General features: G+C 72.7%; 23 protein-coding genes and 1 riboswitch. Of the genes, 11 read left to right on the top strand and 12 right to left on the bottom strand.

Features of this window, described 5'->3' with window-relative positions:
• Positions 1-26: 26 nt before the first annotated feature.
• Positions 27-533 (top strand): Lrp/AsnC family transcriptional regulator, encoded by a 507-nt coding sequence (locus tag ACQPZK_RS14825; protein WP_433538853.1) that lies wholly within the window; start codon positions 27-29, stop codon positions 531-533.
• A gap of 14 nt (positions 534-547) precedes the next feature.
• Here ACQPZK_RS14825 and ACQPZK_RS14820 read toward each other — a convergent pair whose 3' ends face one another.
• The 4 genes from ACQPZK_RS14820 to ACQPZK_RS14805 are packed head-to-tail and all read right to left on the bottom strand — an operon-like array spanning position 548 to position 4,759.
• Complete coding sequence (locus ACQPZK_RS14820) at positions 548-1,519, bottom strand: DNA polymerase domain-containing protein (protein WP_433538852.1); 972 nt, start codon at positions 1,517-1,519, stop codon at positions 548-550.
• 37 nt (positions 1,520-1,556) lie between these two features.
• Entirely contained in the window at positions 1,557-2,864 is a 1,308-nt protein-coding gene (locus tag ACQPZK_RS14815) for an acyltransferase family protein (RefSeq protein ID WP_433538851.1), read from the bottom strand.
• 21 nt (positions 2,865-2,885) lie between these two features.
• Complete coding sequence (locus ACQPZK_RS14810; protein WP_433538850.1) at positions 2,886-3,860, bottom strand: NAD-dependent epimerase/dehydratase family protein; 975 nt, start codon at positions 3,858-3,860, stop codon at positions 2,886-2,888.
• Between the two features lie 23 nt (positions 3,861-3,883).
• Complete coding sequence (locus ACQPZK_RS14805) at positions 3,884-4,759, bottom strand: glycosyltransferase family 2 protein (protein ID WP_433538849.1); 876 nt, start codon at positions 4,757-4,759, stop codon at positions 3,884-3,886.
• Between the two features lie 225 nt (positions 4,760-4,984).
• Here ACQPZK_RS14805 and ACQPZK_RS14800 point away from each other — a divergent pair, with 225 nt between their 5' ends.
• From ACQPZK_RS14800 to ACQPZK_RS14785, 4 genes are all read left to right on the top strand, one after another.
• The gene (locus tag ACQPZK_RS14800) at positions 4,985-6,544 is read left to right on the top strand and encodes a glycosyltransferase family 39 protein (RefSeq protein WP_433538848.1); all 1,560 of its coding nucleotides are present in this window, start codon (positions 4,985-4,987) and stop codon (positions 6,542-6,544) included.
• 91 nt (positions 6,545-6,635) lie between these two features.
• The gene (locus tag ACQPZK_RS14795; RefSeq protein WP_433538847.1) at positions 6,636-7,367 is read left to right on the top strand and encodes a histidine phosphatase family protein; all 732 of its coding nucleotides are present in this window, start codon (positions 6,636-6,638) and stop codon (positions 7,365-7,367) included.
• Positions 7,351-8,220: an NAD(P)H-hydrate dehydratase gene (locus ACQPZK_RS14790; protein ID WP_433538846.1), complete on the top strand. Its 870-nt coding sequence runs from the start codon at positions 7,351-7,353 to the stop codon at positions 8,218-8,220. Before ACQPZK_RS14795 ends, ACQPZK_RS14790 begins: the two co-directional genes overlap by 17 nt.
• A 93-nt stretch (positions 8,221-8,313) precedes the next feature.
• Positions 8,314-8,814: a hemerythrin domain-containing protein gene (locus ACQPZK_RS14785; protein ID WP_433538845.1), complete on the top strand. Its 501-nt coding sequence runs from the start codon at positions 8,314-8,316 to the stop codon at positions 8,812-8,814.
• A 178-nt stretch (positions 8,815-8,992) separates the two neighbouring features.
• Here ACQPZK_RS14785 and ACQPZK_RS14780 read toward each other — a convergent pair whose 3' ends face one another.
• Positions 8,993-9,799: an SDR family NAD(P)-dependent oxidoreductase gene (locus ACQPZK_RS14780; protein ID WP_433538844.1), complete on the bottom strand. Its 807-nt coding sequence runs from the start codon at positions 9,797-9,799 to the stop codon at positions 8,993-8,995.
• 149 nt (positions 9,800-9,948) lie between these two features.
• A riboswitch (ZMP/ZTP riboswitch) is annotated at positions 9,949-10,038 on the top strand.
• An 18-nt stretch (positions 10,039-10,056) separates the two neighbouring features.
• Between ACQPZK_RS14780 and ACQPZK_RS14775 the strand changes: the two genes are divergently transcribed.
• The gene (locus ACQPZK_RS14775; RefSeq protein ID WP_433538843.1) at positions 10,057-11,493 is read left to right on the top strand and encodes a glycine hydroxymethyltransferase; all 1,437 of its coding nucleotides are present in this window, start codon (positions 10,057-10,059) and stop codon (positions 11,491-11,493) included.
• 123 nt (positions 11,494-11,616) lie between these two features.
• On the opposite strand, the gene ACQPZK_RS14770 is transcribed toward ACQPZK_RS14775, so the two are convergent.
• The 6 genes from ACQPZK_RS14770 to ACQPZK_RS14745 form a co-directional block, all read right to left on the bottom strand.
• A complete protein-coding gene (locus ACQPZK_RS14770; protein ID WP_007460594.1) occupies positions 11,617-11,877 on the bottom strand; it encodes a hypothetical protein in 261 nt (86 codons plus the stop codon).
• Positions 11,877-13,193, bottom strand: coding sequence for an aminotransferase class I/II-fold pyridoxal phosphate-dependent enzyme (locus ACQPZK_RS14765; RefSeq protein ID WP_433538842.1), 1,317 nt, complete (start codon positions 13,191-13,193; stop codon positions 11,877-11,879). The genes ACQPZK_RS14770 and ACQPZK_RS14765 overlap by 1 nt, the downstream gene beginning before the upstream one ends.
• Positions 13,194-13,197: 4 nt before the next feature.
• Positions 13,198-14,298 (bottom strand): alpha-hydroxy acid oxidase, encoded by a 1,101-nt coding sequence (locus ACQPZK_RS14760; protein ID WP_433539213.1) that lies wholly within the window; start codon positions 14,296-14,298, stop codon positions 13,198-13,200.
• 7 nt (positions 14,299-14,305) lie between these two features.
• Positions 14,306-15,292 carry an alpha/beta hydrolase gene (locus ACQPZK_RS14755; protein WP_433538841.1) on the bottom strand — a complete coding sequence of 329 codons (987 nt, stop codon included), beginning with the start codon at positions 15,290-15,292 and terminating at the stop codon, positions 14,306-14,308.
• Between the two features lie 9 nt (positions 15,293-15,301).
• A complete protein-coding gene (locus tag ACQPZK_RS14750; RefSeq protein WP_433538840.1) occupies positions 15,302-16,513 on the bottom strand; it encodes a cytochrome P450 in 1,212 nt (403 codons plus the stop codon).
• A gap of 66 nt (positions 16,514-16,579) precedes the next feature.
• Entirely contained in the window at positions 16,580-17,884 is a 1,305-nt protein-coding gene (locus ACQPZK_RS14745; protein WP_433538839.1) for an SGNH/GDSL hydrolase family protein, read from the bottom strand.
• 285 nt (positions 17,885-18,169) lie between these two features.
• On the opposite strand from ACQPZK_RS14745, the gene ACQPZK_RS14740 reads away from it, so the two are divergent.
• The 3 genes from ACQPZK_RS14740 to ACQPZK_RS14730 all read left to right on the top strand — a co-directional run bounded on the left by ACQPZK_RS14740 (position 18,170) and on the right by ACQPZK_RS14730 (position 22,086).
• Positions 18,170-19,729, top strand: coding sequence for an AMP-binding protein (locus ACQPZK_RS14740; RefSeq protein WP_433538838.1), 1,560 nt, complete (start codon positions 18,170-18,172; stop codon positions 19,727-19,729).
• Positions 19,726-20,946 (top strand): MFS transporter, encoded by a 1,221-nt coding sequence (locus ACQPZK_RS14735; RefSeq protein WP_433538837.1) that lies wholly within the window; start codon positions 19,726-19,728, stop codon positions 20,944-20,946. Before ACQPZK_RS14740 ends, ACQPZK_RS14735 begins: the two co-directional genes overlap by 4 nt.
• 234 nt (positions 20,947-21,180) lie before the next feature.
• Positions 21,181-22,086, top strand: coding sequence for an aminoglycoside phosphotransferase family protein (locus tag ACQPZK_RS14730; RefSeq protein ID WP_433538836.1), 906 nt, complete (start codon positions 21,181-21,183; stop codon positions 22,084-22,086).
• Between the two features lie 4 nt (positions 22,087-22,090).
• Here the strand turns inward: ACQPZK_RS14730 and ACQPZK_RS14725 are convergent, their stop codons facing one another.
• Positions 22,091-22,657, bottom strand: a complete 567-nt coding sequence (locus tag ACQPZK_RS14725; protein WP_433538835.1) for a hypothetical protein — start codon at positions 22,655-22,657, stop codon at positions 22,091-22,093.
• A gap of 220 nt (positions 22,658-22,877) precedes the next feature.
• Here ACQPZK_RS14725 and ACQPZK_RS14720 point away from each other — a divergent pair, with 220 nt between their 5' ends.
• Positions 22,878-23,819: an exo-alpha-sialidase gene (locus ACQPZK_RS14720; RefSeq protein WP_433538834.1), complete on the top strand. Its 942-nt coding sequence runs from the start codon at positions 22,878-22,880 to the stop codon at positions 23,817-23,819.
• A gap of 9 nt (positions 23,820-23,828) precedes the next feature.
• Positions 23,829-24,515, top strand: a complete 687-nt coding sequence (locus tag ACQPZK_RS14715) for an SGNH/GDSL hydrolase family protein (RefSeq protein ID WP_433538833.1) — start codon at positions 23,829-23,831, stop codon at positions 24,513-24,515.
• Positions 24,516-24,588 lie beyond the last annotated feature (73 nt).

Below are 24,588 nucleotides of genomic sequence, written 5' to 3'. Positions count from 1 at the left end.
ACGATTGGCATGAGCAAGGCAGATCGGTGAGCCAGGAGACCGAAGACGACGCGGACCGGGCGACCGGGGCGGGACGATCGGCCCGAGCCCTGGACGAGGTCGACCGACGGATCGTGGACGAGCTGGTCCGCGACGGGCGTACATCGGTGCGCACGCTGGCCGAGCGGATCCACATCTCCCGCACCAACGCATACGCCCGGGTCGAGCGCCTGGTGCGCGACGGCGTGATCACGGGGTTCCGGGCACAGGTCGCGCCCGAGGCGGCCGGGCTGGGCACCTCGGCGTACATGGCGTTGACGATCGAGCAGAACACCTGGCGGGAGGTGTCGGCCGAGCTGGCCCAGGTGCGCTACGTCGAGCACGTCGCGCTGCTCAGCGGCGAACACGACGTGCTGGCCCTGGTCCGGGCGCCGGACAACGCCGCCCTGCGCGACGTCGTACTCGACCGGGTGCAGCGCATCGCCGGGGTGCTGTCGACGCGGTCGTGGCTGGTCTTCGAGGAGTTCGAGGGCACGCAGAGCCCGTGGCAGTAGGCCGGCACGCCGGGTCACCGCTCGGGCGGCGCCTCCAGGCCCTCGCGGTCGGCCAGTTCCAGCAGTGGCTCCAACGAGTGCCGGTCGCCGTCCAGGCCGGCGTGCGGGTCGCCCCGCTCGGCGAACCGGGCCGGCATGGTGAGCACGTCGAAGTCCTCCGGACGGGCGTCGTCCAGCTCCGCCCAGTCCAGCGGCGCCGACACCAGCGCGCGCGGCGTCGGTCGGATCGAGTACGCCGACGCCATGGTGTGGTCGCGGGACATCTGGTTGTAGTCGACGAAGACCGGCCGGTCCCGCTGGTCCCGCCACCAGGTGGTGGTGACCAGCTCCGGCAGCCGACGCTGCATCTCACGTCCCAACGCGAGCACCGCCCGCCGGCACTCGCCGAAACTCCACCGCGGCTCGATCGACAGGTACACGTGCAGGCCCCGCCCGCCGGTCGTCTTCGGATAGCCGGTCATGCCCAGCTCGGCGAGGAACGCCCGCACCTCCCGGGCCACCGGCACCACCTGCTCGAACCCGACACCGGGCAGCGGGTCGAGGTCGATGCGCAACTGGTCCGGTCGTTCCACGTCGCGGGCGGACACCGGCCACGGATGAAACCGCAGGGTGCCCAGGTTGGCCGCCCAGATCACCACGGCCAGCTCGCTCGGCGCGACCTCGTCGGCCGTCCGACCGCTCGGGAACGTGATGTGCGCGGTGCCCACCCAGTCGGGCGCCCCCGCCGGCACCCGCTTCTGGTAGAAGGCGTCGCCGCGGTTGGTCTGCCGGGTCGCGATCGTTGCGCCCTCGAAGACGCCGCGCGGCCAGCGTTCCAACATGGTCGGCCGGTCGCGCAGCGCCCGCAGGATGCCGTCGCCGACCGCCAGGAAGTAGCGGACCACGTCCAGCTTGGTCAGCCCGCGTTCCGGGAAGTACGGCTTGTCGGGGCTGGAGACGCGGACCAGCCGCTGTCCCACCCGGATCTCCTCCGCCGCCGTGGCCACGCCCCCGAGGGTACGACGTGGGGGCGGACCCGGTGGGCTACCGGCCGGTGACCAGCGTGGCGTGCTGCTGCGGCAACTCCTCCGTCGGGCCGCCGACCGACGCCGGCTGCGTCGTCCCGGGCGGTTCCTCGGCCACGGCGCTCTGCTGCTCGACAGGTACCGCCTGCGCCGACCGGCGGGCCACGAAGCCCGGCGTCCAGTCCTTCAACCGCAGCGCCGGCCGCTCGACGAGCTTCCACGAGACGAACGCGGCGACGAAGGCGACCGCGAGCGACATCGCGGCGAACGGGACGTACCCCCAGCGGCTCCAACCCAGGCTCGCCATCACCTGCTGGCCGACGAACCCGTAGATGTAGATGCCGTACGAGTAGTCGTTCTTGCGGCCCACCCAGTGCAGCTGGCGCGGCATCCGCACCGACAGCCACACCAGCAGGTACGCGAACGCCGGCAGGCCGATGGCGAAGAAGCCGCCGAAGAGCAGGGACAGCCCCAGCGCCACGGCCGAGCCGATGCCGAGCGCGTCGTTGATCGGCACCCGCTCCCGGTAGAGGTCCAGGGTCGCGCCGAACGCGAACAGGAAGCCCAGGTAGACGATGTAGTGGAAGCTCATCACGCCCACCAGGGGCGAGTCGAACGTCCAGCTCGCCGTCGACGCCGGCCCGCTGAGCCGCCCGGAGCTCACCCAGTCCTGCAGGATGCTCAGGTAGAGCGCGACGGTCAGGAACAGCACGAACCGGCGGGCGTTGCGCAGCACCGCGGTGATCGCCAGGACGCCCACCACGACGTAGCAGAACATCTCGTACTTGAGCGACCACAGGGCGCCGTTGAAGACGCTGGAGTTGCTCTTCTCGCCCCACGGGGTGCTCTCGCGGAGCAGATCCCCGATGCCGTACTGGCGCACACCGGTCCACCAGTTGGCCTGGAGGTAGGCCAGCGGACCGCCACGGTCCCAGGCGTTGTCGAAGAACCCGGCGGTGGTGCCGTGCTCGCGCAGGGCGACGAGCGGCGCGACCACCAGCGCGGTGATCAGCAGGCACACCCAGAGGCCGGGGAAGATACGCAGCGCGCGGTGCCAGGCGTAGCGGATGATGCCGGTACGCCGGGCGCTGCGGGTGATCAGCAGGCCGGAGAGCACGAAGAAGCCGTACACCGCCATGGTGCCGACGTTGGTCTGCCGGCCGGTCAGGTGGTAGCCGAGGTCGTTGGCGCCGAAGCCGAGCGGCTTGGAGTGCGACAACACCACGCCGATCGCGAGGCAGAGCCGGATGAGTCCGATTCCGTTGCTGCGGCCGGAGAGCAGGTCGGCGAGCGTGCCACGGGAACGGACGAGGGAGGGGGTAGTCATGCGGTCAGGACCTCTCGACCATCAGGCGGGCACCTCGGCGCCGGCGTGCTCCCACAACTGCTTCATCTCGGTGTGCAGATCATCGCTCGGCGACCAGCCGAGCACCTCGGCGGCGAGCCCGACGTCCAGCCGCTGCCAGCTCGTCTCGGCCGGGCCGGTGCGCTCGGCCTCGACCAGATCGGTCGGCACCTCACTCACGTCGATGAGGAGCTGGACCATATCACGGGCGCTGGCGGCGACGCCGCGACCGATGTTGATCACGTGGCCGGCCGCTGCGGGTCGGGTCGTGGCCAGCAGTACAGCGGCGACCACGTCGCTCAGACCCACGAAGTCACGCCGCGAGCCCAGCGGGGCCAGCTCCAGCCGGGCGCGCTCGCCGGCGCGCTCGGCGTCGCGCAGCCGACCCGCGACCACCCCGAGCAGGCTGTGCCCGGGCTGGCCGGCGCCGATCACGTTGCCGACCCGCAGCGTGACGCCCTCGATCCGGCCCGAACGGTCGGCCTCGGCGACCGCCGTGGTGCAGCGCAGCTTGAACTCGCCGTACGGCATCACCGGCGCGGGTCGCAGCCCCTCGGTCATCGACGTGTCGACCGGCACCAGCCCGTACTCGTGCACGCTGCCCAACTGGACCACCCGGACCCGTCCGGGCAGCCGGCCGGCGGCCTCGATCAGGCGCTCCACCAGGGTCACGTTGACCGCGAGCATCTGCGCGTCGTTGAGCCCCCACATGCCGCCCGCGGAGTTGATCACCACGTCCGGTTCGAGGTCGCGCAGCAGCGCGGTGATCTCGTCGACGTCGGCGGCCGCCAGGTCCAGGGCGCGGACGTCGACGCCCGGCCCGATCTCACGCGGCGTACGGGCCACGGCGAAGACGGTGTGCCCCGCGTCGGCCAGCGCACGGCAGATGGGGCGACCGAGGAACCCGGTGCCGCCGAGCACCACCACCCGCCGCCGCTGACCAGCGTCCCGCACCGGCTGCCGCTGCTCGATCATCATGAAATCCCCCTGGCTGCGATGGCTCATCGGCCCGGCCCGAACGCGTGCCGCGACAGGCTCTTCACACCTGTCATCCGGCCGGCGAGGACCGCCGTCGGCAGCAGCGTGATGGCGTGCAGCCGGGACGACATGTAGCGGCGGGCCGCCCGTGCCGCCCGCGGCCAGCCCTGCTCGTCCATCCGCCGGGCGACCTGGACGAAGTACGCCCGCGCCTCGGTGAACCGGGTGCCGGTGATCGCGTCGGCGGCGGACTTGCTGACCGCGTGCCGCCGGTACTGGAAGCACAGGGTGGTGTCGACGGCCATCTGCTCGCCGCGCTGGATCAGGTCGATCACCAGCGCGAGGTCCTGGATGACCTGGAACTCCTCGCGGAAGTCGACGGCCTTGAGCGCGTCCGTCCGCCAGCAGATCGACGGGAAGTAGAACCAGCAGCCGCGCAGCAGGCTGGCCGCCAGGTCCTCGCCGCCCATCAGCGTCCGGGACTCGACGCGCGGCGCGTAGAGCCGACGCTTGGCCTCGTCGACGATGGTGTTGACCACCCTGCCGTCGGCGTCGATGATCTCGACTCCCGGCTGCACCATGCCGACGCCCGGGTACTGCTCGATCACCGATCGCACGGTCGCGACGTAGTTGGGGTGCATGATGTCGTCCGTGCCCATCATCACCAGGTACTCGTGCTCGGCGAGGCCGACGCACTTGCGGTAGTTGTTGGTGATCCCGAGGTTGCGCTCGTTGCGCTGGTAGCGGACCCGCTCGTCGGTGATCTGCGCGAACCACTCCGGCACGCCCGGCTCGGTGCCGTCGTCGACCACGGTCAGACGCCAACCCGGATCACTCTGTGCCATCACGCTGCGGACCGCCGCCTGCATGAGGGGCACGCTCCCGTAGTACGGCAACATGATGTCGACAATCATCGGTTCCCGGGGCCTTACTGTGCGTGGTGGACGTGCGCGACGGGCGCGGGCCACATTATCAGGCATGGCGTCCGGATCCAGTACCGGCGAGCCGGCCGCCGGGTCCGTCCGGACACCACCCCGGGTGACCGGGACGACGGGTCCTCCGGCAACCACGGCGGCGGCTATCATCGTCGCGCCCACTCCCCGCACGCCCCCGATCGGACGCCGATGCCAGACCGCGCCGTCACCACGGACGCGCCTCCCGCGCCCACCGACGCGGGGCCGCCCGCGCCCGCCAGCGGGTCGGAGGGACGGCCCCTCTCCCTCGCCCGCCGACTCGTGCTCAGCGTCTGGTTCTGGCCCACGGCGTTCGCGGCCCTCGCGGTGGGTTGGCGTCTCGGCAGTCCGGAGATGTGGCACGACGAGCTGGTCACCATCGACGTGGCGACCCGCTCGACCGGGCAGATCCTGGGGATGCTGGCGAACGTCGACGCCGTACACGGGACGTACTACCTCTTCATGCACGCCTGGACGAGCCTGTTCGGCACCGGCCCGGCGGCCGTCCGGCTGCCGTCGGCGCTGGCGATGGTCCTGGCGACCACGTGCGTGGCGCTGGTCGGACGTCGGATCTTCGGCCGGACGGCGGGTGTCGCCGCCGGTTTCGTCTTCGCCCTCGTGCCCACCGTCACCCGCTTCGGCCAGGAGACCCGGTCGTACGCCTTCGTGGTCCTCGCCGCGGCGGCGGCCACGTTGTTCCTGCTCCGAGCGTTGGAGCGCCCGGGATGGCTGCGCTGGACCGCGTACGTGCTCGCCGTGGCCGGCATCGGCCTGGTGAACGTGGTGGCGCTCACGCTGCTGCTCGGGCACGGCGTGGCCGTGCTGATCCACTGCTGGCGGGAGCGCCGCTGGTGGTCGTTGGCCTGGTTCGTGCTCGCCACCGCCGCCGGGGTGGGGATCGCCGCCCCGGTGATCCTGCGCGGTATGAAGCAGGCGGGACGGCAGATCAGCTGGATCCCGGACAGCGCGCCGTGGACGGTCTGGGAGCAGGTCTTCGGTTCGGTGCTGCTCGCCGCCGCGATCACCGCGCTGGCCGCGGTCGGGGTGCTGACCCACCTGCGCCGCGACGTGGCCGCCCGGACGGCCGCCGCCGCGGTGATCGCCGCGCTGCCGCTGCCGGTGATCCTGGTGGCCTCCACCGGCGACATCAACTACTTCTTCTCCAAGTACCTGCTCTTCCTGCTGCCGGCGTGGGCGGTGCTCGCCGGCGGCGCCGTCGCCGCGCTGCGCCGCGCGCCCTTGGTCGCGGTGGGGGTGCTGGCGCTGGCCGCCCTGAGCGTCCCCGGTCAGCTCGCGCTGCGCGGGGAGTACTCGCACGGCTGGTACACGTACCCGCAGAAGCGCGCGTTCGCGCCGCTGTCCTACTCGCAGGCGGCGCGGGTCATCGAGGCCGGTTACCAGCCCGGTGACGGCCTGGTCGCGGGTGGCCCGTGGTGGTGGATGCACGAGCCCGGGGTGCGCTACTACCTCCCCGCCGACGTCTCGCCGCGCAACGTCTTCCAGCAGCGGTCGGCGGCTGAGCGCGACGAGCTGTTCGGCGCGGACTGCCCCACTCCCGCCCGCTGCCTGCGGGACGAGCCCCGACTGTGGGTGCTGCTGCCGACGATCACCGACGCGCCGCTGACGGGCCTGCCGAAGAAGCAGTCCGCCGCGCTCGCGCAACGGTACGACGTGGTCCGCGTCACGCACGTGACCGGGCTGACCGTGGCCCTGCTGCAACGGCGCGGCTGAGTCGACGCCCGGCCCCGGCGCGGGCCGGCTCAGCGGCCCTCGCCCGGCGCGGGCACGGTTACCCCGTACCGCGCCCGGGTAGGGGGTCGGCATGGCGGAACTGTCGACGCTCTGGATCATCCGACACGGGGAGAGCACCGCGAACGTGGCGGCCACCCGGGCCGAGCAGACCGGCGCGGACGTGATCGCGCTGAGCCATCGCGACGCCGACGTGCCGCTCTCGGACACCGGCGAGGAGCAGGCCCGGGCGACCGGCCGCTGGCTCGCGGGTCTGCCCGAGGACCGGCGACCCGACGTCGCGGTGGTGTCGCCGTACCTGCGGGCGGTCTCCACGGCGAAGCTGGCGCTGCACGGCACCGGGGTGCCGGTGAGCCGCGACGAGCGGCTCCGGGACCGGGAACTGGGCATCCTGGACGGCCTGACCGGCCACGGGGTGCGCCAGCGGTTTCCCGACGAGGCCGCGCGCCGTGACCGGCTGGGCAAGTTCTACTACCGGCCGCCCGGCGGTGAGGCCTGGACCGACGTGGCGCTGCGCCTTCGCACGCTCCTCGGTGACCTGCGCCGCGACCACGAGGGCCAGCGGGTCCTGCTGTTCGGCCACGACGCGCTGGTCTTCCTGCTGCGCTACCTCATCGAGGGGTTGACCGAGCCGGAGCTGATGGCGTTGACCCGCGAACACGTGATCGCCAACTGCTCGATCACCGACTGGTCCGCGGACGAGCAGGGCAGGCTGAGGCTGGGCGGCTTCAACGAGGTCGGTCACCTGCACCGGCAGGGCGCCGAGGCGACCAGGGAGGACGAGATCCATGCCGAACCGGTCTGAGGTACAGGTGATCACGCCGGCGCTGCTGCGGGATTGGGCGCTGCCGGTGCCGACCGGCGGCAAGGAGAGCCGCGGCACCGTGCTGGTGATCGGAGGCTCCCGCTTCACTCCCGGGGCCGTCCTCCTGGCCGGGGTGGCCGCGTTGCGCGCCGGCGCCGGGGTCCTTCAGCTCGCCCTCGCCGAGTCGACCGCCGCCACGCTGAGCATCCAGGTGCCCGAGGCGCTGGTGGTGGGGCTGCCGGAGACGTCCGACGGCGCGGTCGCCGCCGACCGGGCCGGCCAGCTCGGCGAGTTGGTCGGGGCGGCCGACGTGGTGGCCCTCGGTCCAGGGTTGTCCGGCATCGAGGAGACCGGCCGGCTGCTCGACCTCGTCCTGGAGGCGGCCGGGCCGCGCACCCCGCTGGTCCTGGACGCGTACGCGCTGGGCGCCCTCAGCCACGAGCCGAAGCTGCTGGTCGGTTCCGGTCGCCCCGTGGTGCTCACTCCCAACGTCACCGAGGCCGGCCACCTGCTGGGCCGCGACCCCGGCGACGACCTGAGCGCGGAGGCCGCCGAGCTGGCGCACCGGTACGACGCGGTGGTCTCGCTCTACGGGCACGTGGCCGCCCCGGACGGGCGCGGGTGGCGGGAGGAGAGCGGCGACGCCGGCCTCGGCACGTCCGGCAGCGGAGACGTGCTCGCGGGTCTGCTGGCCGGGCTCCTGTCCCGGGGCGCCGACCCGGCGCAGGCCGCCTGCTGGGGCGCGTTCGCGCACGCCGTGAGCGGCCAACGGCTGATCCCCCGGTACGGCCGGATCGGTTTCCTGGCCCGGGAACTGCTCGACGAGATCCCGCGCACCCTGGCCACCGTCTGACCAGGCGATGTGAGTCGAGTTCGCCTGTTTCGCCACGTGGGCTCGGGGTACCGGATCGACACCAGCCGACCTACCGCACAAGGGGGCACACCGGTGTCGACCGATGCCATCGTCCTGCTCAAAGAGGACCACAAGGAGATGCGCCGTCTGTTCAAGGCCTTCCAGGACGCCGAGGAGGGGCCGGCGAGCCAGCGGCAGAAGCTGGTCGACCAGATCCTGGAAGCCCTGACGGTGCACACCTACCTGGAGAACGAGGTGATGTACCCGGAGGTCCGCCGGCTCCTGCCCGACCTGGAGGACGACATCCTCGAGTCGTACGAGGAGCACCACGTGGCCGACGTGCTCTGCCTCGAACTGGCCGCCATGGACGCCAAGGACGAGCGCTTCACCGCCAAGACGACGGTGCTGATCGAGAACGTCACGCACCACGTCGAGGAGGAAGAGCAGGAGTGGTTCCCCAAGGTCCGCGAGGCGTTGGGCCGTAAGCAGCTCCAGGAGATTGGCGAGAAGATGATCGCGCTGCGCGCGGACGCGCCGCGTACCCCCACCCAGCCGAAGGCGATCAAGAAGGCGCGCGACGCGGTGACCGCCTGAGACGAGGCGTACGCACCGAGGGGCCGTGCCGCCCCGCCCCCGCCCCCGCCCCCGCCCCCGCGATCTTGCACTTCCTGTTGCCGATTGGCGATGTATCGTGCCGTTTTGTCGCGACAGAAAGTGCAAGATCGCGGGAGGCGGGGCTGGGGCGGGGTGGGGTCAGGGCGGGGGCGTCGGGTCAGTCGCCCGAGCCCGGCTCGGCCATGCGACGGTGCTGCTCGGACTTGAGCTTGTCCGGGATGATCTTCCCGGCGGCCGTCTGCACCTTGTTGATCAGCGAACCCGCCGTGACGGTCTGGTCACCCTTCATCATCGCGGCGAAGCCCTGCGCGGCGACCTCGGCCGGGTCGTCCTTCCTGCCGGAGCCCACCCGGGTGTCCCGCATCTCGGCCCGGTCGAAGAAGGCGGTGTCGGTCGGCCCGGGCATGAGCGCGGTCACCGTGACGCCGGTGTCCTTCAGCTCGTTGCGCAGCGCCTCGGCGAAGGACTGCACGAACGACTTCGACGCGTTGTAGACCGCCTGGAACGGGCCCGGCATCGTCGAGGCGATGGACGAGGTGAACAGAACCCGGCCCGCGCCCCGCTCGACCATGCCGGGCAGCAGTCGCTTGGCCAGGTGCACCGTCGACCGCACGTTGAGGTCGACGATCTCCAGCTCGTCGCGCAGGTCGGTGCCGCCGACGAACGCGCCGCCGGCACCCCGGCCGGCATTGAGCGCCAACCCGTCCAGGGAGCGTCCGGTCGCGGCGACGGCGTCCACCAGTTCCTCGACACCCTGCTCGGTGGACAGGTCGACGCGTACCGGATGGATCTGTGCGCCGCCGTCGCGGCGCAGCTTGTCGGCCGCCGCGGCGATGCCGTCGTCCTCGGCGGCGACGACCAGGTCGAAGCCGTGCTCGGCGAACTGCACGGCCAACTCGTACCCGATCCCGCTGGACGCTCCGGTCACCAGAGCGAACGGCCGGCCGGTGGTCGGTGTGGTCATGGGAGTCGACTCCTCTCGTGGGAAGGACTGTCGCGCCCGTGCCGGCGCGAGGCCCCCTGGTCCCATGCCCGGGCGGGGACCGATCAACCACCTCGGGGCGCTCGCGTCGGGAGGTCGGCCGGGTCGGTCGGGGCCGGACCGGTAGGATCGGCGCGGGCCGTTACTGGCGCGTTGGGATGGAGAACCATCGGGGAGCGGCCCCGTCACGAGGACGTTTGCCGAGCGCCTGGGCCTTCCGCACGTTCGTAGGAGGTCGCATGTCGCGCAACGCCGAGTCCACCGCATTCCGGAGTGCCCTCGAGGTGATCCGGGCTGTCGAGCCGCGGGTGGCCGACGCCATCGGCGCCGAGCTGACCGACCAGCGGGAGTCACTCAAGCTCATCGCCAGTGAGAACTACGCCTCCCCGGCGACGCTGCTGGCCATGGGCAACTGGTTCAGCGACAAGTACGCCGAGGGCACCGTCGGCCGTCGCTTCTACGCCGGCTGCCAGAACGTCGACACCGTCGAGGCGCTCGCCGCCGAGCACGCCCGGGAACTGTTCGGGGCCGCGCACGCGTACGTGCAGCCGCACTCGGGCATCGACGCCAACCTGGTCGCCTTCTGGGCGGTGCTCGCCGACCGGGTCGAATCCCCCGCGCTCAAGAAGGCCCAGGTCCGCCAGGTCAACGACCTCACCGAGGCGGACTGGTTCGCGCTGCGCCGCGAACTGGGCAACCAGCGGATGCTCGGCATGTCGCTGGACGCCGGCGGCCACCTCACCCACGGTTTCCGGCCGAACATCTCCGGCAAGATGTTCGACCAGCGCAGCTACGGCACCGACCCGACCACCGGGCTGATCGACTACGACCGGGTGGCCGAGGCCGCCCGCGAGTTCAAGCCGCTGATCCTGGTGGGCGGCTACTCGGCGTACCCCCGGAAGGTGAACTTCCGGATCCTGCGCGAGATCGCCGACTCGGTCGGCGCCACCTTCATGGTCGACATGGCGCACTTCGCCGGCCTGGTGGCCGGCAAGGTCTTCACCGGCGACTTCGACCCGGTGCCGCACGCCCACATCGTCACCACCACCACCCACAAGTCGCTGCGCGGCCCGCGCGGCGGCATGGTCCTCTGCCAGCCGGAGCTGGCCGACCAGGTGGACCGGGGCTGCCCGATGGTGCTCGGCGGCCCGCTGCCGCACGTGATGGCCGCCAAGGCCGTCGCCCTGGCCGAGGCCCGCCGCCCCGACTTCGCCGACTACGCCCAGCGGATCGTGGACAACGCGCAGGCCCTCGCCGACGGGCTGCTGCGCCGGGGCGCGACCCTCGTCACCGGCGGCACCGACAACCACCTGGTGCTGATCGACGTCTCCGGGTACGGGCTCACCGGTCGGCAGGCCGAGCAGGCCCTGCTCGACTCGGGCATCGTCACCAACCGCAACTCGGTCCCGCAGGACCCGAACGGCGCCTGGTACACCTCCGGCATCCGGATCGGCACCCCGGCGCTGACCACCCGTGGGCTGGGCACCGCCGAGATGGACCAGACGGCGGAGCTGATCCACACCGTGCTGACCCAGACCACGGCCGGCGCGAACGCCGACGGCACCCCGTCCAAGGCGAAGTACACGCTCGACGCCGACCTGGCCGACAAGATCTCCCGCCAGGCCGCCGACCTGCTGGCCCCGCACCCCCTCTACCCCGCCGTCGACCTGGCCTGACGACTCGCCCGCGCAGAAGCCCGCGTCGATCATGGAGTCGTGGTGCCCGATTCAGGGCGGGTGGCGACAGTTGTCCACCACCACAACTTCATGATCGACGCGGACGAGGTGGGGGCGCGGGGGTTAGTTCAGGGGGCGTTTCAGGTGGTAGCGGTGGACTTCGGTGCTGCCCTGGACGTTGTTGACGTCCTCGGCCGCCGACACCAGCTCCCAGCCCTCCCGGCCGGCCCGGTTAAGGTGCGCGATGGCCGTGTCGCCGTAGGCGGTGATGTCCTTACGGGACCCGTCCGGGCCGTACCAGACGAACGAGACGGTGAAATTGCGACCCTGTCCCTGATAGCGACGAACGAGCAGGGCGTACTCCCAGGCAACCATGCGGCCCATTATGACCGTCCACGCAGGAGCTCGTCGGTGACGAGGGCGGCGAGTCGGTCCAACCCCACGTCGATCTGCTCCGGCGTCACCGCGCTGACCGACAGCCGCAGCGCGCACACCGGCGCGGTGTCGTCGTAGAAGTGCGCCATCGGCGTCCAGAGCACGCCGTAGTCCCGCCCCGAGACGTCCAGCAGCGCGTCGTCGACGACGAACGGCACGGTCACCACCACGAAGAAGCCACCGGCCGGCACCGTCCAGCGCACCTCCGGCCGGTCCGCGAAACGCCGGGCCAGGCCGGCCACCAGGTGGCGAAGGTTGCGGGAGTACGCGGCCCGCTCCCGGGTGTTCGCGGGCACCAGGCTGCACCCGTGCTCCAACAGCCGCCCACCGATCACCGCCTGGGCGAGCGGCGAGGTGTTCACGGTGACCATGCTCTTGATCATGGCGAGTTGGTCGGCGAGCGGCCCGACGCTGCCGTCCGGGCCGGCCACCCGCTGGTCGGCGACCACGTAGCCGACCCTCGCCCCGGGCAGCACGGTCTTGGCGAAGGAGCCGAGATAGACCACCCGCCGATCGGTGTCCAGTGCCTTCAGCGTGGGCGGACGCGGCCCGTCGGCGACGGCGAACAGCCCGTACGGGTTGTCCTCCAGCAGCAGCAGGTCCTCCTCGGCGGCCAGCGCCAGCAGCCGCTGCCGGTCGGCGACCTCGATGCTGACCCCCGACGGGTTGGCGAAGTCCGGCATCACGTAGCAGGCACGGGGCCGTAGGCCCGCCTCCCTGGCGCGACGGGCCTGGGCTCGCAGATCGGCGAGGTCCACCCCGGACGCCCCGCCGGCGACCGGCCACACCGGCAGGTCGACCAGCCGGGCCGCCCCGGTCAGCCCGACATACGTCGGTGCGACCGCCAGCAGCACGTCCGCCGGGCCGGCCCGCAACGCCCGCAGCACCAGGAACATGGCCTCCTGACAGCCGACGGTCACCACGACGGCCTCCGGGTCGACCGTGATCCCCTCGTCGAGGGCGAGGTTGCGGGCGACGAGGTGGTGCACGATCCCCTTGGTCCGGCCGTACTGCATCAACAACCGGCGCGCCTGCTCGGGCGAGTGCCCCCGCTCGTCGACGAGGTGCCGGTGGAACGTGTCCAGGTGCCGGTGCACCGCGGCGACGTCGAGGAACTCCTCGTACGGGCGGCCGGCCGCGAGTGACACCGCCTCCGGATACCGTTCGGACACCTCGTTGAGGAAGTTCATCGAGGTCAGCGCCGGGTCACCCAGCGCGGGATGCAGATCGGCGACGGTGAGGTCGGCCGTTTCGGTGGCGTCCACCGGCTCAGCCCGTTCCGAGGGTCCGCAGCCCGGCCGCCGCCGCCGGGTCGGCGCAGCCGGCGAGGGTGAGCGCGTCCCGCACCTCGGCGGCGAGCAGCGCCAACGCGTCCTGCGCGCCGCGCCGCCCTCCGACGGCCAGCGCCCAGAGCAACGGCCGGCCGACCAGGACGCCCGCCGCGCCCAGCGCCAGCGCCCGCAGCACGTCGGTGCCGCTGCGGATGCCGCTGTCCAGCAGCACCTGACACCGGTCGCCGACCGCGTCGACGACCTCCGGCAGCATGGTGACGCTGGCCGGGGCGCCGTCCAACTGCCGACCGCCGTGGTTGGACACCACCACCGCGTCCGCCCCGATCCGTACCGCCTCGACCGCGTCGCGGGGGTCCAGCACACCCTTGACGACCAGCGGCAGGTCGACGTGGTCGCGCAGCCAGGCCAGGTCCGCCCAGCGCAGGGCCGACTCGAACGACGCGTCGGTGTGCGCGGCGATCGCCGATACACCGGGAACGCCGGCGTGGGCGAGGGTGTCCCTGCCGTGGGGCAGGTTCGCGGCGACCACGTCGGCCGGCAGGTGGAACGCGTTGCGCAGGTCGCGGGGGCGTCGGCCGAGCACCGGAACGTCCACGGTGACGACCAGGGCACGGCAGCCCGCGGCCACGATCCGCTCCAGCAGGTCACGGACCAGGGCCTGCTCGCGCAGCCAGTAGAGCTGGAACCAGACCGGGGCGCCGGTCGCGGTGATCTGCTCGATCGGCGTGCTGCTCAGGGTGCTCGCCACGAACGGCACGCCGGCCGCGCCGGCCGCCGCCGCGAGGCCCGCCTCCCCGTCCGGGTGCACGAGCCGCTGGTAGGCCATCGGCGCCACCCCGACCGGCAGCGCGTACGGCTGGCCGAGCAGCCGAACACCGGTGTCCACCTGCTGCCCGCCACGCAGCACCCGGGGCAGCACGGCGACCCGGTCCAGCGCGGCCCGGTTGGCAGCGAGGGTCACCTCGGCCGCGCCGCCGCCGGCCACGTAGTCCCACACGTCCGGGGCCAGCACCGCCCGCGCCCGCTCCGCGTAGTCGGCGAACGTGACCGCCGGCGTCACGGTCGGCCGGTCGGCCAACGCCGGCTCACGCACCGGGCACCGCCGCGCCCTCCGACTCGACGGGTGTCGCCGCCGCGTCCGACGGCAACCCGAACCGGTCCCGCAGGAACGCGGCGGCGCTGTCCTGCGCGCGCCGGCCGTCGGTGAACACGCCGGGCATGGCGAAGAACCCGTGAATCATTCCCGGGTAGTGGTCGACGCGGGCCGGCACGCCGGCGGCGCGCAGCCGCTCGGCGTAGCGCTGCCCCTCGGCGCACAGCGGATCCAGCTCGGCGGTGATCACCAGGGCCTCCGGCAGGCCGGACAGGTCGTCGGCGCGCAGCGGCGACGCCAGCGGGTCGCGCGCCTGCTCCGCGTCCGTCAGGTAGTGGGTGCGGTACCAGGCCACCGAGTGCCGGTTGAACAGGGTCGGGTCGTCGCCGACCGGGCCGGAGGGCTCGCCGCCGATGTCGGTGTTCGGGTAGACGAGCAGCTGCGCGGCCAGCGCGGGCCCGTCCGTGCGACACAGCAGGGCCACCGCGGCGGCGAGGTTCCCACCCGCGCTGTCCCCGCCCACCGCCAGCCGGGTCGGGTCCACACCGAACCGGTCGGCGTTCTCGGCGATCCAGACGGTCGCGGCATGGCAGTCGTGCACCGCGGCCGGGAAGGGATGCTCCGGGGCGAGCCGGTAGCCGACGGTCACCACCTGGCAGGGCACCGCGTTGGCCAGTCGACGGCAGATCCCGTCGGCGGTGTCGATGCTGCCGAGGGTCCAGCCGCCGCCGAAGAAGTACAGCAGGGTGGGCAGCGGACCCGACCCGGCCGGGCGGTACACCCGGACGGGCAGGTCGCCACCCGGGCCGGGGATGTGCTCGTCGCGTACCTCGGCGACCTGCTCGACCGCGCCGCCGCCGGCGCGGATCGCGGCCAGGTCCGCGGCGCGCGCCTCGGCGAGGGTCTGCGTGTACAGCGGCGGCGTGCCGGCCGCGGCGCGGGCGGCACGGTAGGCCGCCACCTCCGGATGCAGGGCCATGCTGATCTCCTATCCGCCGGTGCTGACCAGCAGCTTGTCGATGCCGCGCAGGAAGAGGCTGCCGCTGTACGTCGGGGTCTCGGTGACCGCGAGCCGGGGGAACCGGGCGAACAGGCGGGGCAGCGCGAGGCGTCCCTCCAGCCGGGACACCGCCGCGCCCAGGCAGAAGTGCAGGCCCACCCCGAAGGCCAGCGACGGCGGGCCGGTACGGGTCGGGTCGAAGACGTCCGGGTCGGGGAAGCGCGCCGGGTCCCGGTTGGCCGCTCCGATGATGATGAGGACGTTGTCCCCCTCGGCGACCGGCACGCCGGCCAGCACGGTGTCCTCCGGCGCGGCCCGGGCGAGGAAGTGCACCGGGCTCTGCAGCCGCAACACCTCGTCGACGCAGCCGACGGCGAGGGCGTTGTCGGTGGGCAGCGCGGTGACCGCGCCCGGGTGGGCCAGCAGCAGCGGCAGGCCGTTGCTGAACATGTAGACGGTGGTGACGAAGCTGGCGTTGAAGAGCACGATCAGGTTGCTGATCAGCTCCTCCTCGGTCAGCTCCACCTCACCCGATCCGACCGCCTCGACCAGGGCGCTGATCAGATCCTCGCCAGGGGTGCGGCGGCGGTGGGCCAGCAACTCCCGGTAGAACGTGCGCAGCTCCTGCGCCGCGGTGTTCGCGGCGGCCAGCCGCTGCGGGGTCTTGCCGGCGACGTCCAGGAACTCGTCGATACGCTCCACCCGATCCCGGTACCAGGTCAGCTCCCCCGCCGGGATACCGATGAACTCGGCCATGACCAGCGCGGGAATGGGGTACGCGAAGTCGGCCACGAAGTCGACGACACTGTCACCGGCGTCGGCCATCCGGTCCAGCAGCTCGTCGACGACGCGCAGGATCACCGGCTCCAGGGCGCCGAGGCGGCGGGGCGTGAAGGTACGCGAGAAGACGTGCCGCATCCGGGTGTGGTCGGGCGGGTTGATGAACATCATCGACGTCTGGAAGGTGCGCAGGATCTCGTGCTCCTCCCAACCGGGCGGTGGCTGTTTGGTCCACCGTGGATCGCGCAACATCTGATCGATCAGGTCGTAGCCGACCGCCACCGCCGCCACGGTGCGGTGCTCGGCGCGCGGCGGCACCGCGCTGACCGGCCCGAGCCGGTGCAGGCGGGCATACCACGGATACGGATTTTGCCGGCCCTCTTCGCTGTAGAGGCCGGTGAGCAGGTCCTGCACCGTCACGACGTACTCCTCCCCAGGATGTCGGTGCTCCGGGGACGGCGGGTGGCCCCGCCGTCCCCGGCGGTGTCACAGGCCGAGCAGCCGTAACGGCACCGCGTCGGCCATCGCCTTGTTGCCGGCGTCGTTCGGGTGGATGTGGTCCCCCGAGTCGTACGCGGGCAGCAACTGGCTGGGCTTGGCCGGGTCACGCAGCACCCGGTCGAAGTCGAGCAGCCCGTCGAACTCCCGGCTGCCCCGCAGGTACGCGTTCACGGCCTGCCGGGTGGCCTCCTTCTCCGGCGTCCACACAGTCGGCGCGCCGTGTCCCTCGTACGGCGTCAGCGTGGCCACGAGGCTGGTCAGCCCGCGCTGCTGGAGCTGTTGGTTGATCTGCCGCAGGGTGGCGATGATCGCGTCCGCCGAGTCGTTGGACATCCAGATGTCGTTGATGCCCAGGTGGGTGACGACGGTACGCGCCCCGGTCTGGGCGAAGACGTCCTCGTTGAGGCGGGCCGCCGCGTTGGGGCCGAGTTGGAAGTAGCCGGGGTAGTCGGCCGCGCCCGGCTCGGTGCCCTCGTGGTTGAGGCGGTTGCCCGCCAGACTCAGGTTGAGTACGCCCGGGGTGCGCTTGTCGGGCCGGTCGGCGAGCAGCCGGTCGGCGAGCAGATCGGGCCAGCGCCGGTTGGCGTTGACCGTGCTGCCGTTGCCGTCCCCGATGGAGTCGCCGAGCACGACCAGTGCCCCCGGCGTGCCCTTGCGCTGCACGTCGACGCCGGACAGGAAGAACCAGCAGCAGTTGGGACGGATCGTGAAACCGACCCCGTCGGCGGCCCCGGTCAGGTCACCCGCGCCGATGAAGTTCGTCTGCTGGGACTGCCCGTGGAAGGTGGTCGGCCCGGTCGGCGTCGGGAAGTGCAGGGTGATCACCAGGTCGCTGTCGTCCGCGACGGCGAAGGTCAGGGGATCGCTCAGCAACTCGGCGCCCCGGTTCATCGTCGCCGAGGCCGCGCCGGTGAAGGTCAGCGGGCGTAGCGAGGCCGGGTCGATGTCGGAGACGTCGTCGGCGGTCGCGGTGTTCGGTCGGGCGACGGTGGCGCGTCCCACCCGGACCGCCTGCTCTCCGTAGAGGTTGCTCAGTCGTACGCGCAGCGCCGGGCCGCCCACCGAGACGTGCACGACCATCCGGACGCTCTGGTCGTTCAGGCCGGTGTTGGTCAGGCCGACCGAGTTGCCCCGGGTGACCGCAGCGGCCCAACTGCCCGCCCACTCGCCCCGATCGGAACGGCCGGAAACGGTGGCGGATCCGCCGGCGGTGGCGACCACGGCGGGTGTTGCGGTGACCAGTAACGCCGCGAGGGCGGTGACGACATGCCATCTCTTCGGGGTCGACATTGAACCTCCATCGTGTGGCAGCCCAGGGCCGTCCGCTGACGGCTCCCGCTGGACGATGGTCCAGAAACCTAGCCGCCGCCGATGACGGGCGTCAATCAACTGATCGACACGATCAAATGTCCACCGGGCCTGCGGTTTCGCCCTTCGGCCCGGGTCCCGCCGCGCCCTGGCCGGCCTAGGCTCGCAGGCGGCGGCGGTGCGGTCGCCGAACGCGGCCCACCGCCCGCGACGTCACCGGGAAACCGACCCGGAGACCGCCGCCTTCCTGCGATGGGGGTTTGCCGGATGACTGACGGACCCGGGCACGCGACCTATGTGGACAGGGCGCTGGACCTGTTCGCCGACTTCGGCGATCGGGAGGCGTTGGTCGGCGGTGGCCGCCGCCTGACCTACACCGAGGCCGCCGAGTGGGTACGCGCGATGGCCGCCACGCTGACCCGGCACGGCGTACGGCCCGGGTCGGCGGTGCTGGTGACCATGGCCAACGCCGTGGAGGGGCCGCTGCTCCAGCTCGCGCTGCACCTGCTCGGGTGCCGGACGATGTGGGTCGCCCCGGTCACCGCCCGCCGGGAGGTCGACGAGTTCGTCCGGCTGGCCCGCCCCGACGCGCTGGTCTACGACGCCCGCGACCCGGCCAGCCTGGGACCGGAGCTGGCCGCCGCGCTGCCCGGCGTACCGGTGTGCTGCCTGGGCCCCGGCGGCGCCGGCCCGGACCTCACCGCCGAACCGACCGGTTCCGTGACGCCGCCCACGACGGCCCCCGCGCCGGAGTCGTTCCTGCAGACCAGCGGCACCACCGGCGCCCCGAAGCTGGTGCACCACACCGAGAGCTTCTACGCCCAGATCCTCACCCTCGCGGCCGACTTCCGGGCCGCCGGTTTCCCGCTGCTGCGGCACCTGTCGCACTCGCCCATGTGGCTGGCCAGCGGCCAGATCACCACCCTGTTCAACCTGTTCACCGGCGGCGTGCTGTTCCTGCGCGACGACTGGGACCCGGCGGCGTTCGTCGCCACCGTGCAGCGGGAACGGATCAACTCCACGTTCGTGACCCCGCCGATGCTCTACGAGCTGCTGGACCATCCGGCGCTGGTGGGCGCCGACTTCTCGGCCATGTTCATGTTCAACGTGGGCGCCGGGCCCGCCGCGCCCGCCCGGCTGCGCCAGGCCATCGCGCGGTTCGGTCCGGTGCTGCGCATCGTGTACGGCCTCAGCGAGGCCGTCGTCATCACCGCGCTGCCCGGGCTGACCGACGATCCGGAGCACCCGGAGCGGCTGCGCTCCTGCGGGCGACCCTACGGGGACGTGCGGATCGAGATCCGCGACGACGACGGCGTCGTGCTGCCGCCGGGTCACGACGGCGAGGTGTGGGTGCGCAGCCGGCTCAGCTTCGCCGGCTACCACGGGCAGCCCGAGCTGACCGCGCAGACGCTCGTCGACGGCTGGGTCCGCACCCGCGACATCGGCCACCTCGACGAGGACGGCTACCTCTACCTGGTCGACCGGGCGCACGACATGATCGTCACGCATCGCCGGAACTGGGCGATCTTCTGCCGCCCCATCGAGGACGTGCTGGCCGGGCACCCGCAGGTGCGGTCCGCCGCCGTGATCGGCGTACCGGACGACGAGGTCGGCGAGGCCCCGTACGCGTACGTGGTGCCCGCGCCGGGCGCGACGGTCACCGCGGCGGAGCTGATCGACCTGGTCACCGCCGAGCTCAACGAGATGTGGGCGCCGGTCGGGGTGGAGTTCGTCGACCGGTTACCCGTGAACCGGTCGGTCAAGGTGGACAAGCGGGCGTTGCGCGCCGAGTACGCCGCGCGGCGGGCGGCGGCGGTCGGGGCGTGAACCCCCGCCGGCAGTTGGTCGTCCTGGTCGGCGCGGATCTGATCTCCAACCTGGGCACCCGCATCTCGGTGGTGACCATCCCCTGGCTGGTGCTGGTCACCACCGGCAGCCCGACCAAGATGGGTCTGGTCGCGTTCGCCGAGACCCTGCCGTACCTGCTGTCCAGCGCCCTCGGCACGCCGTGGGCGGATCGGATCGGCCTGCGCCGGACGTCGATCCTCTGCGACGCGGGCAGCGCGCTGGCGATGGTCGTCGTCGCGCTCACCCCGTGGCTGGGCTTCGCACCCCTGGTGGCGCTGGTCGCGGTGGCCGGGGCGCTGCGCGGCATCGGGGACCGGGTCAAGCACGTCATGTTCCGGCCGGTCGCCGAGGCAGCCGGGGTGCCCCTGATCCGCCTCACCTCGGCGTACGACGGGTTGACCCGGGTGGTGACCCTGTTCGGCGCGGCCGTGGGCGGTCTGCTGATCGCCGCGTTCGGGGTAACCCAGGCGATCCTCATCGACGCGGCCAGTTTCGCGGTCTGCGCGCTGCTCATCGGCCTCCTGGTCCGCCCGCCGGCCGCTCCGGCGACGCCCGCCGCGCCGGTGGGCTACCTCCGCGCGCTGCGGGACGGCTTCGGCTACCTCGGTCGGGACCGGCCGCTGCTGGGGATGCTGGTGGTCGTCTCGGCGCTGAACATGGTGGCCAACGCGAGCGTGGCCGTCTACATCCCGTTCTGGGTCGCCCGGGAACTGCACGGTCCGAGCGGGCTCGGCCTCGTGCTGGCGGCGTTCTCGGCGGGCGCCCTGCTGGGCAATGTAGCGTTCACCGCGCTCGGGCCTCGGCTGCCCGGCCGGCTGACGTTCCTGATCGGGGCGACGGTCGCCGGCACACCCCGACTGGTCGCCCTGGCGATCAGCGACGAGCTGCCGGTCGTCCTCGTGGTGACCTTCCTGTCCGGGATCGGCATCGCGGCGGTCAACCCGCTGCTCGGGGTGGCGCTCTACGAGCGGGTGCCGCCGGACCTGCAGACCCGGGTGCTCGGCATCGCCGGGTCGCTGGCCTTCGTCGGCCTGCCGGTCGGCGCGCTCCTCGGCGGCTGGTCGGTGGACGCGTTCGGCCTCACCCCGGCGCTACTGCTCATGGCGGCGGCCTGCCTGCTCGTCACCACATTTCCGCTGGTGGCCAGGGGGTCCAATCCGAAGGCGCCGACACGGCCGACCCCTGCCGCCGCCTGATGTCCTGCTGCCCAGCGGATCACAACCGTCTGGTGCGCCCCCTTTGCTCTGCTTCAACCCAGGCAACACTTTCGGGCCATCGGTGTTGCCCCGGTTGAAGCAGAGCAAAGGCGGCAGTTGAGGTACGGCCAGGCCCGCACCTCCCGGACACCTGTCCCGAGCGCTGGCCCGACCGGTCCCCACTGCGCGCAAACCGGTTGCGGGCCGGCCGGCGGAGCCCGCAGGCTCGGGCGGATGAGAACACAGCCCGCACCCGACGTGCCGCACACCGACGCGCCGGCCGCCCCACCGATCGACGCCACGTTGGCGCGCCGCCTGGTCGCCGAACAGTTCCCGTGCTGGGCGGAGCTGCCCGTACGTCCCGTCGAGGTGGGCGGCTGGGACAACCGCACCTTCCACCTGGGCGACGAGATGACCGTGCGGCTGCCCAGCGGCGAGGGGTACGTGCTCCAGGTCGCCAAGGAGCAGCGGTGGCTGCCCGTGCTCGGCGAGCGGCTCGCGTGGGAGATCCCCGTGCCGCTGGCCCAGGGCCGACCGGGAGCGGGCTACCCGTACCCCTGGTCGGTCTACCGCTGGATCGACGGACACACCGCGCGCCCGGAGCGGATCGACGACCTGACCCGTTTCGCGACGGACCTCGCGGCCTTCCTGCGGGCGCTGCGCGCCGTCGACGCCACCGACGGCCCGGCGGCCGGCCCGCACAGCGCCTGGCGGGGAGGGCCGCTGTCCACCTACGACGCCGAGACCCGGGAGGCGATCGAGACGCACCGCGACCGGCTCGACGTCGACGCGGTCAACGGCATGTGGCAGGACGCGCTCGACGCCGCCTGGGCGGGGCCGCCGGTGTGGTTCCACGGCGACATCGCGTACGCCAACCTGCTGGTGCGCGACGGCCGCCTCGCTGCGGTCATCGACTTCGGCTGCTGCGGCGTCGGGGATCCGGCCTGCGACACGGTGATCGCCTGGACCCTGCTGCACGGCGCCAGCCGGGCCGCGTTCCGGGACGCGCTCGACGTCGACGCGGGCACCTGGGCGCGCGGGCGCGGCTGGGCCCTGTGGAAGGCGCTGATCACCCTCGACGGTCCCGACCCCGCCGGTTCCCGGCGCGTGATCGGCGAGCTGCTCGACGATCGCCGCTGAGCCGTCAGCGACCGGCCGCCACCGGGGTCGCGTGTTCGGTGTGGCAACGCGGGCACCGCAACCGCGAGCCGGCGGCCCGGGGCACCCGCAGCCGTTGGCCGCACGCGCAGGTGAACACCGGCTGGGCCGCCCGGAGATAGTCCTCGCGCGTGCGCCGGGGCCAGCTCCCGTGGCAGCGGTGGCAGCGTTTCGGCGGGTAGCTGTGGTAGTGGGCCAGCCCGAACGCGCCCAGGAGCATCACGGTGGCGAGGACCGGCAGTCCCAGCAGGACCACGAGAGCGGGCATCATCGCGCCGGACACCACCGCACCGACCACCGTCAACAGCAGCACCGGCACACCGAGCAGCAGACCGGCGAAGCCCCAGGTGAACGTCAGCAGCGACGGCACGAAGAGCGGCCACACCCCGCCGGGCGCCCAGCGGGCCACCCCGTACCCGCCACAGCGCGGGCAGTTCGGCGAGGCGGCGTGCGGCACCGACCCCAGCGCCTTCGGCGCGAGCCACTCGACGACCCTCTTGAGGATCTCCTCGACGAGTTTGCTGGCCATCTGTTGCAGCAACGATGCGAGCACGCTGCCACCTCCCGACCGCCGCGTCCCACCGTCATCGTGACCGGCCGCCGCCACCGACACCGGGCCCAGCGCGCCGACGCCGCCGCGAACGACGCCTTTCCGACACGCCATCGTTCGTCAGCCGTTCGCCGCACGGCCGTCTCGGCGTCGACGGCGGCGGCTAGCGTCGTCCGTCGTCACCGGGACGTCCCGCCCACCAGCGCCAGGAGGCCCGTCGCGCATGACGTCGTCATCCACCCGCCGCAGCACCGCCGAGGTCGTCGCCGTACACCGGATCGGCGACAGCGCGCCGCACAGCGCGTTCACCGACCTCGTCCGGCACGCCGGGACGTGGTTCTGCGCCTTCCGCGAGGCCGACAGCCACCTCTCCGACGACGGCGTGATCCGGGTGTTGACCTCGACGGACGGGCGGGTGTGGAGGTCCGCGGCGGCCATCCGGGCGGCCGGCGTCGACCTGCGCGACCCGCGTTTCGTGGCGCGGCCCGACGGGCGGCTGCAACTGCTGGCCGCGGCCCGGACCGAGACGTTCACGACGCTGTCCTGGATCTCCGGCGACGGCCACGACTGGGGCGACCCGACGCCCGTCGGCGAGCCGGACGTGTGGGTGTGGCAGGCCGCCTGGCACGACGACGCGATGTACGGCGTCGGCTACGCCACCCGCGGGCCGAGGTTCGCCCGCCTCTACCGCAGCGTCGACGGGCTCGACCTGCGCCCGTGGGTGCCGACGTTGTTCGAGGCCGGCTACCCCAACGAGTCCGGGTTGGCCTTCGCCCCGGACGGCACCGCCCACTGCCTGCTGCGCCGCGACGGCGACAACGCCACCGCGCAGCTCGGGCGGGCGCACCCGCCGTACCGCGAGTGGACCTGGACCGACCTGGGCGTACGGGTGGGCGGCCCGGCGCTGCGGCGGCTGCCCGACGGGCGACTGGTCGCCGGCGTACGCCTGCTCGACGGCCACGTCCGGACCGCGATCTGCGCCGTCGACCCCGAGCGCGGCGCGCTGACCGAGCTGGTCGCGCTGCCCTCGGGCGGCGACACCAGCTACCCCGGTCTGGTGTGGCACGACGACAGGTTGTGGGTCAGCTACTACTCCTCGCACGAGGAACGGACCTGCGTGTACCTGGCCGTGGTGAGCCTGGCCGAGGAGGCGGTGGTCGGCTAGCGTGCCGGCATGCCATCGACGCTGAGCGAATCGACGGACCCGTACTGTCTGCGTCCCGGCGAGGCCACCGACCTGCTGCGCGCGCACCCGTGGCGACGGTTCGTGGCGCTCGGCGACAGCGTCGTGGAGGGCATGTGCGAGCCGACGCCGGGCTACCCGGACGTGCAGTGGGTCGACCGGCTCGCCGCCGAGCTGCGGGCCGTACGCCCCGAGCTGGCGTACGTGAATCTGGGCCGACGCGGTCTGCGCGCGCACCAGGTGCGGGCCAGCCAGCTCGCCCCGGCGCTCGCCGCCGAACCGGACCTCGCGCTGGTGGTCTGCGGCGGCAACGACGCCTTTCATCCGGCGTACGACGCGGACGCCGTCGACGCCGAGCTGGCGGCGATGATCGAGGCGTTGCGGGACGCGGGCGCGGAGGTGATCACCATCGGCATGTTCGACGTGTCGCACAGCCCGGCCGTGCCCGAGCACGTGCGGGCCGGCCTCGGCGAGCGGATGCGCCGCCTCTCCGCCCACACGGCGCGGCTGGCCGAACGCCTGGGAACGGTCCACGTACACCTCACCGACCACCCGCTCACGGCCGACGCGACCCTCTACAGCACCGACGGCCGCCACGGCAGCGGCCGCAGCGACGCCATCGCGACGGCGGAAACCCTCCGAGCCCTGTCCCGCCACCTTGCCGCGCCACCCCGGTGATCATGAACCTATTGCCACCGACATCGGCGTGTCGGGGCGACAACTTCATGATCACCGCGTCCAGAGACCTGGG

Source organism: Micromonospora sp. CA-249363 (assembly GCF_050950185.1).
Lineage (GTDB): Bacteria > Actinomycetota > Actinomycetes > Mycobacteriales > Micromonosporaceae > Micromonospora.
This window is presented reverse-complemented; position numbering and strand designations above follow the sequence as displayed.

Bases quoted from the DNA above. Each gene is read 5' to 3' on its own strand.
- ACQPZK_RS14815 (WP_433538851.1), bottom strand. From the start codon at position 2,864: ATGACTACCCCCTCCCTCGTCCGTTCCCGTGGCACGCTCGCCGACCTG.
- ACQPZK_RS14810 (WP_433538850.1), bottom strand. From the start codon at position 3,860: ATGATGATCGAGCAGCGGCAGCCGGTGCGGGACGCTGGTCAGCGGCGG.
- ACQPZK_RS14805 (WP_433538849.1), bottom strand. From the start codon at position 4,759: ATGTTGCCGTACTACGGGAGCGTGCCCCTCATGCAGGCGGCGGTCCGC.
- ACQPZK_RS14800 (WP_433538848.1), top strand. From the start codon at position 4,985: ATGCCAGACCGCGCCGTCACCACGGACGCGCCTCCCGCGCCCACCGAC.
- ACQPZK_RS14795 (WP_433538847.1), top strand. From the start codon at position 6,636: ATGGCGGAACTGTCGACGCTCTGGATCATCCGACACGGGGAGAGCACC.
- ACQPZK_RS14790 (WP_433538846.1), top strand. From the start codon at position 7,351: ATGCCGAACCGGTCTGAGGTACAGGTGATCACGCCGGCGCTGCTGCGG.
- ACQPZK_RS14780 (WP_433538844.1), bottom strand. From the start codon at position 9,799: ATGACCACACCGACCACCGGCCGGCCGTTCGCTCTGGTGACCGGAGCG.
- ACQPZK_RS14775 (WP_433538843.1), top strand. From the start codon at position 10,057: ATGTCGCGCAACGCCGAGTCCACCGCATTCCGGAGTGCCCTCGAGGTG.
- ACQPZK_RS14770 (WP_007460594.1), bottom strand. From the start codon at position 11,877: ATGGGCCGCATGGTTGCCTGGGAGTACGCCCTGCTCGTTCGTCGCTAT.
- ACQPZK_RS14755 (WP_433538841.1), bottom strand. From the start codon at position 15,292: ATGGCCCTGCATCCGGAGGTGGCGGCCTACCGTGCCGCCCGCGCCGCG.
- ACQPZK_RS14745 (WP_433538839.1), bottom strand. From the start codon at position 17,884: ATGTCGACCCCGAAGAGATGGCATGTCGTCACCGCCCTCGCGGCGTTA.
- ACQPZK_RS14740 (WP_433538838.1), top strand. From the start codon at position 18,170: ATGACTGACGGACCCGGGCACGCGACCTATGTGGACAGGGCGCTGGAC.
- ACQPZK_RS14730 (WP_433538836.1), top strand. From the start codon at position 21,181: ATGAGAACACAGCCCGCACCCGACGTGCCGCACACCGACGCGCCGGCC.
- ACQPZK_RS14720 (WP_433538834.1), top strand. From the start codon at position 22,878: ATGACGTCGTCATCCACCCGCCGCAGCACCGCCGAGGTCGTCGCCGTA.
- ACQPZK_RS14715 (WP_433538833.1), top strand. From the start codon at position 23,829: ATGCCATCGACGCTGAGCGAATCGACGGACCCGTACTGTCTGCGTCCC.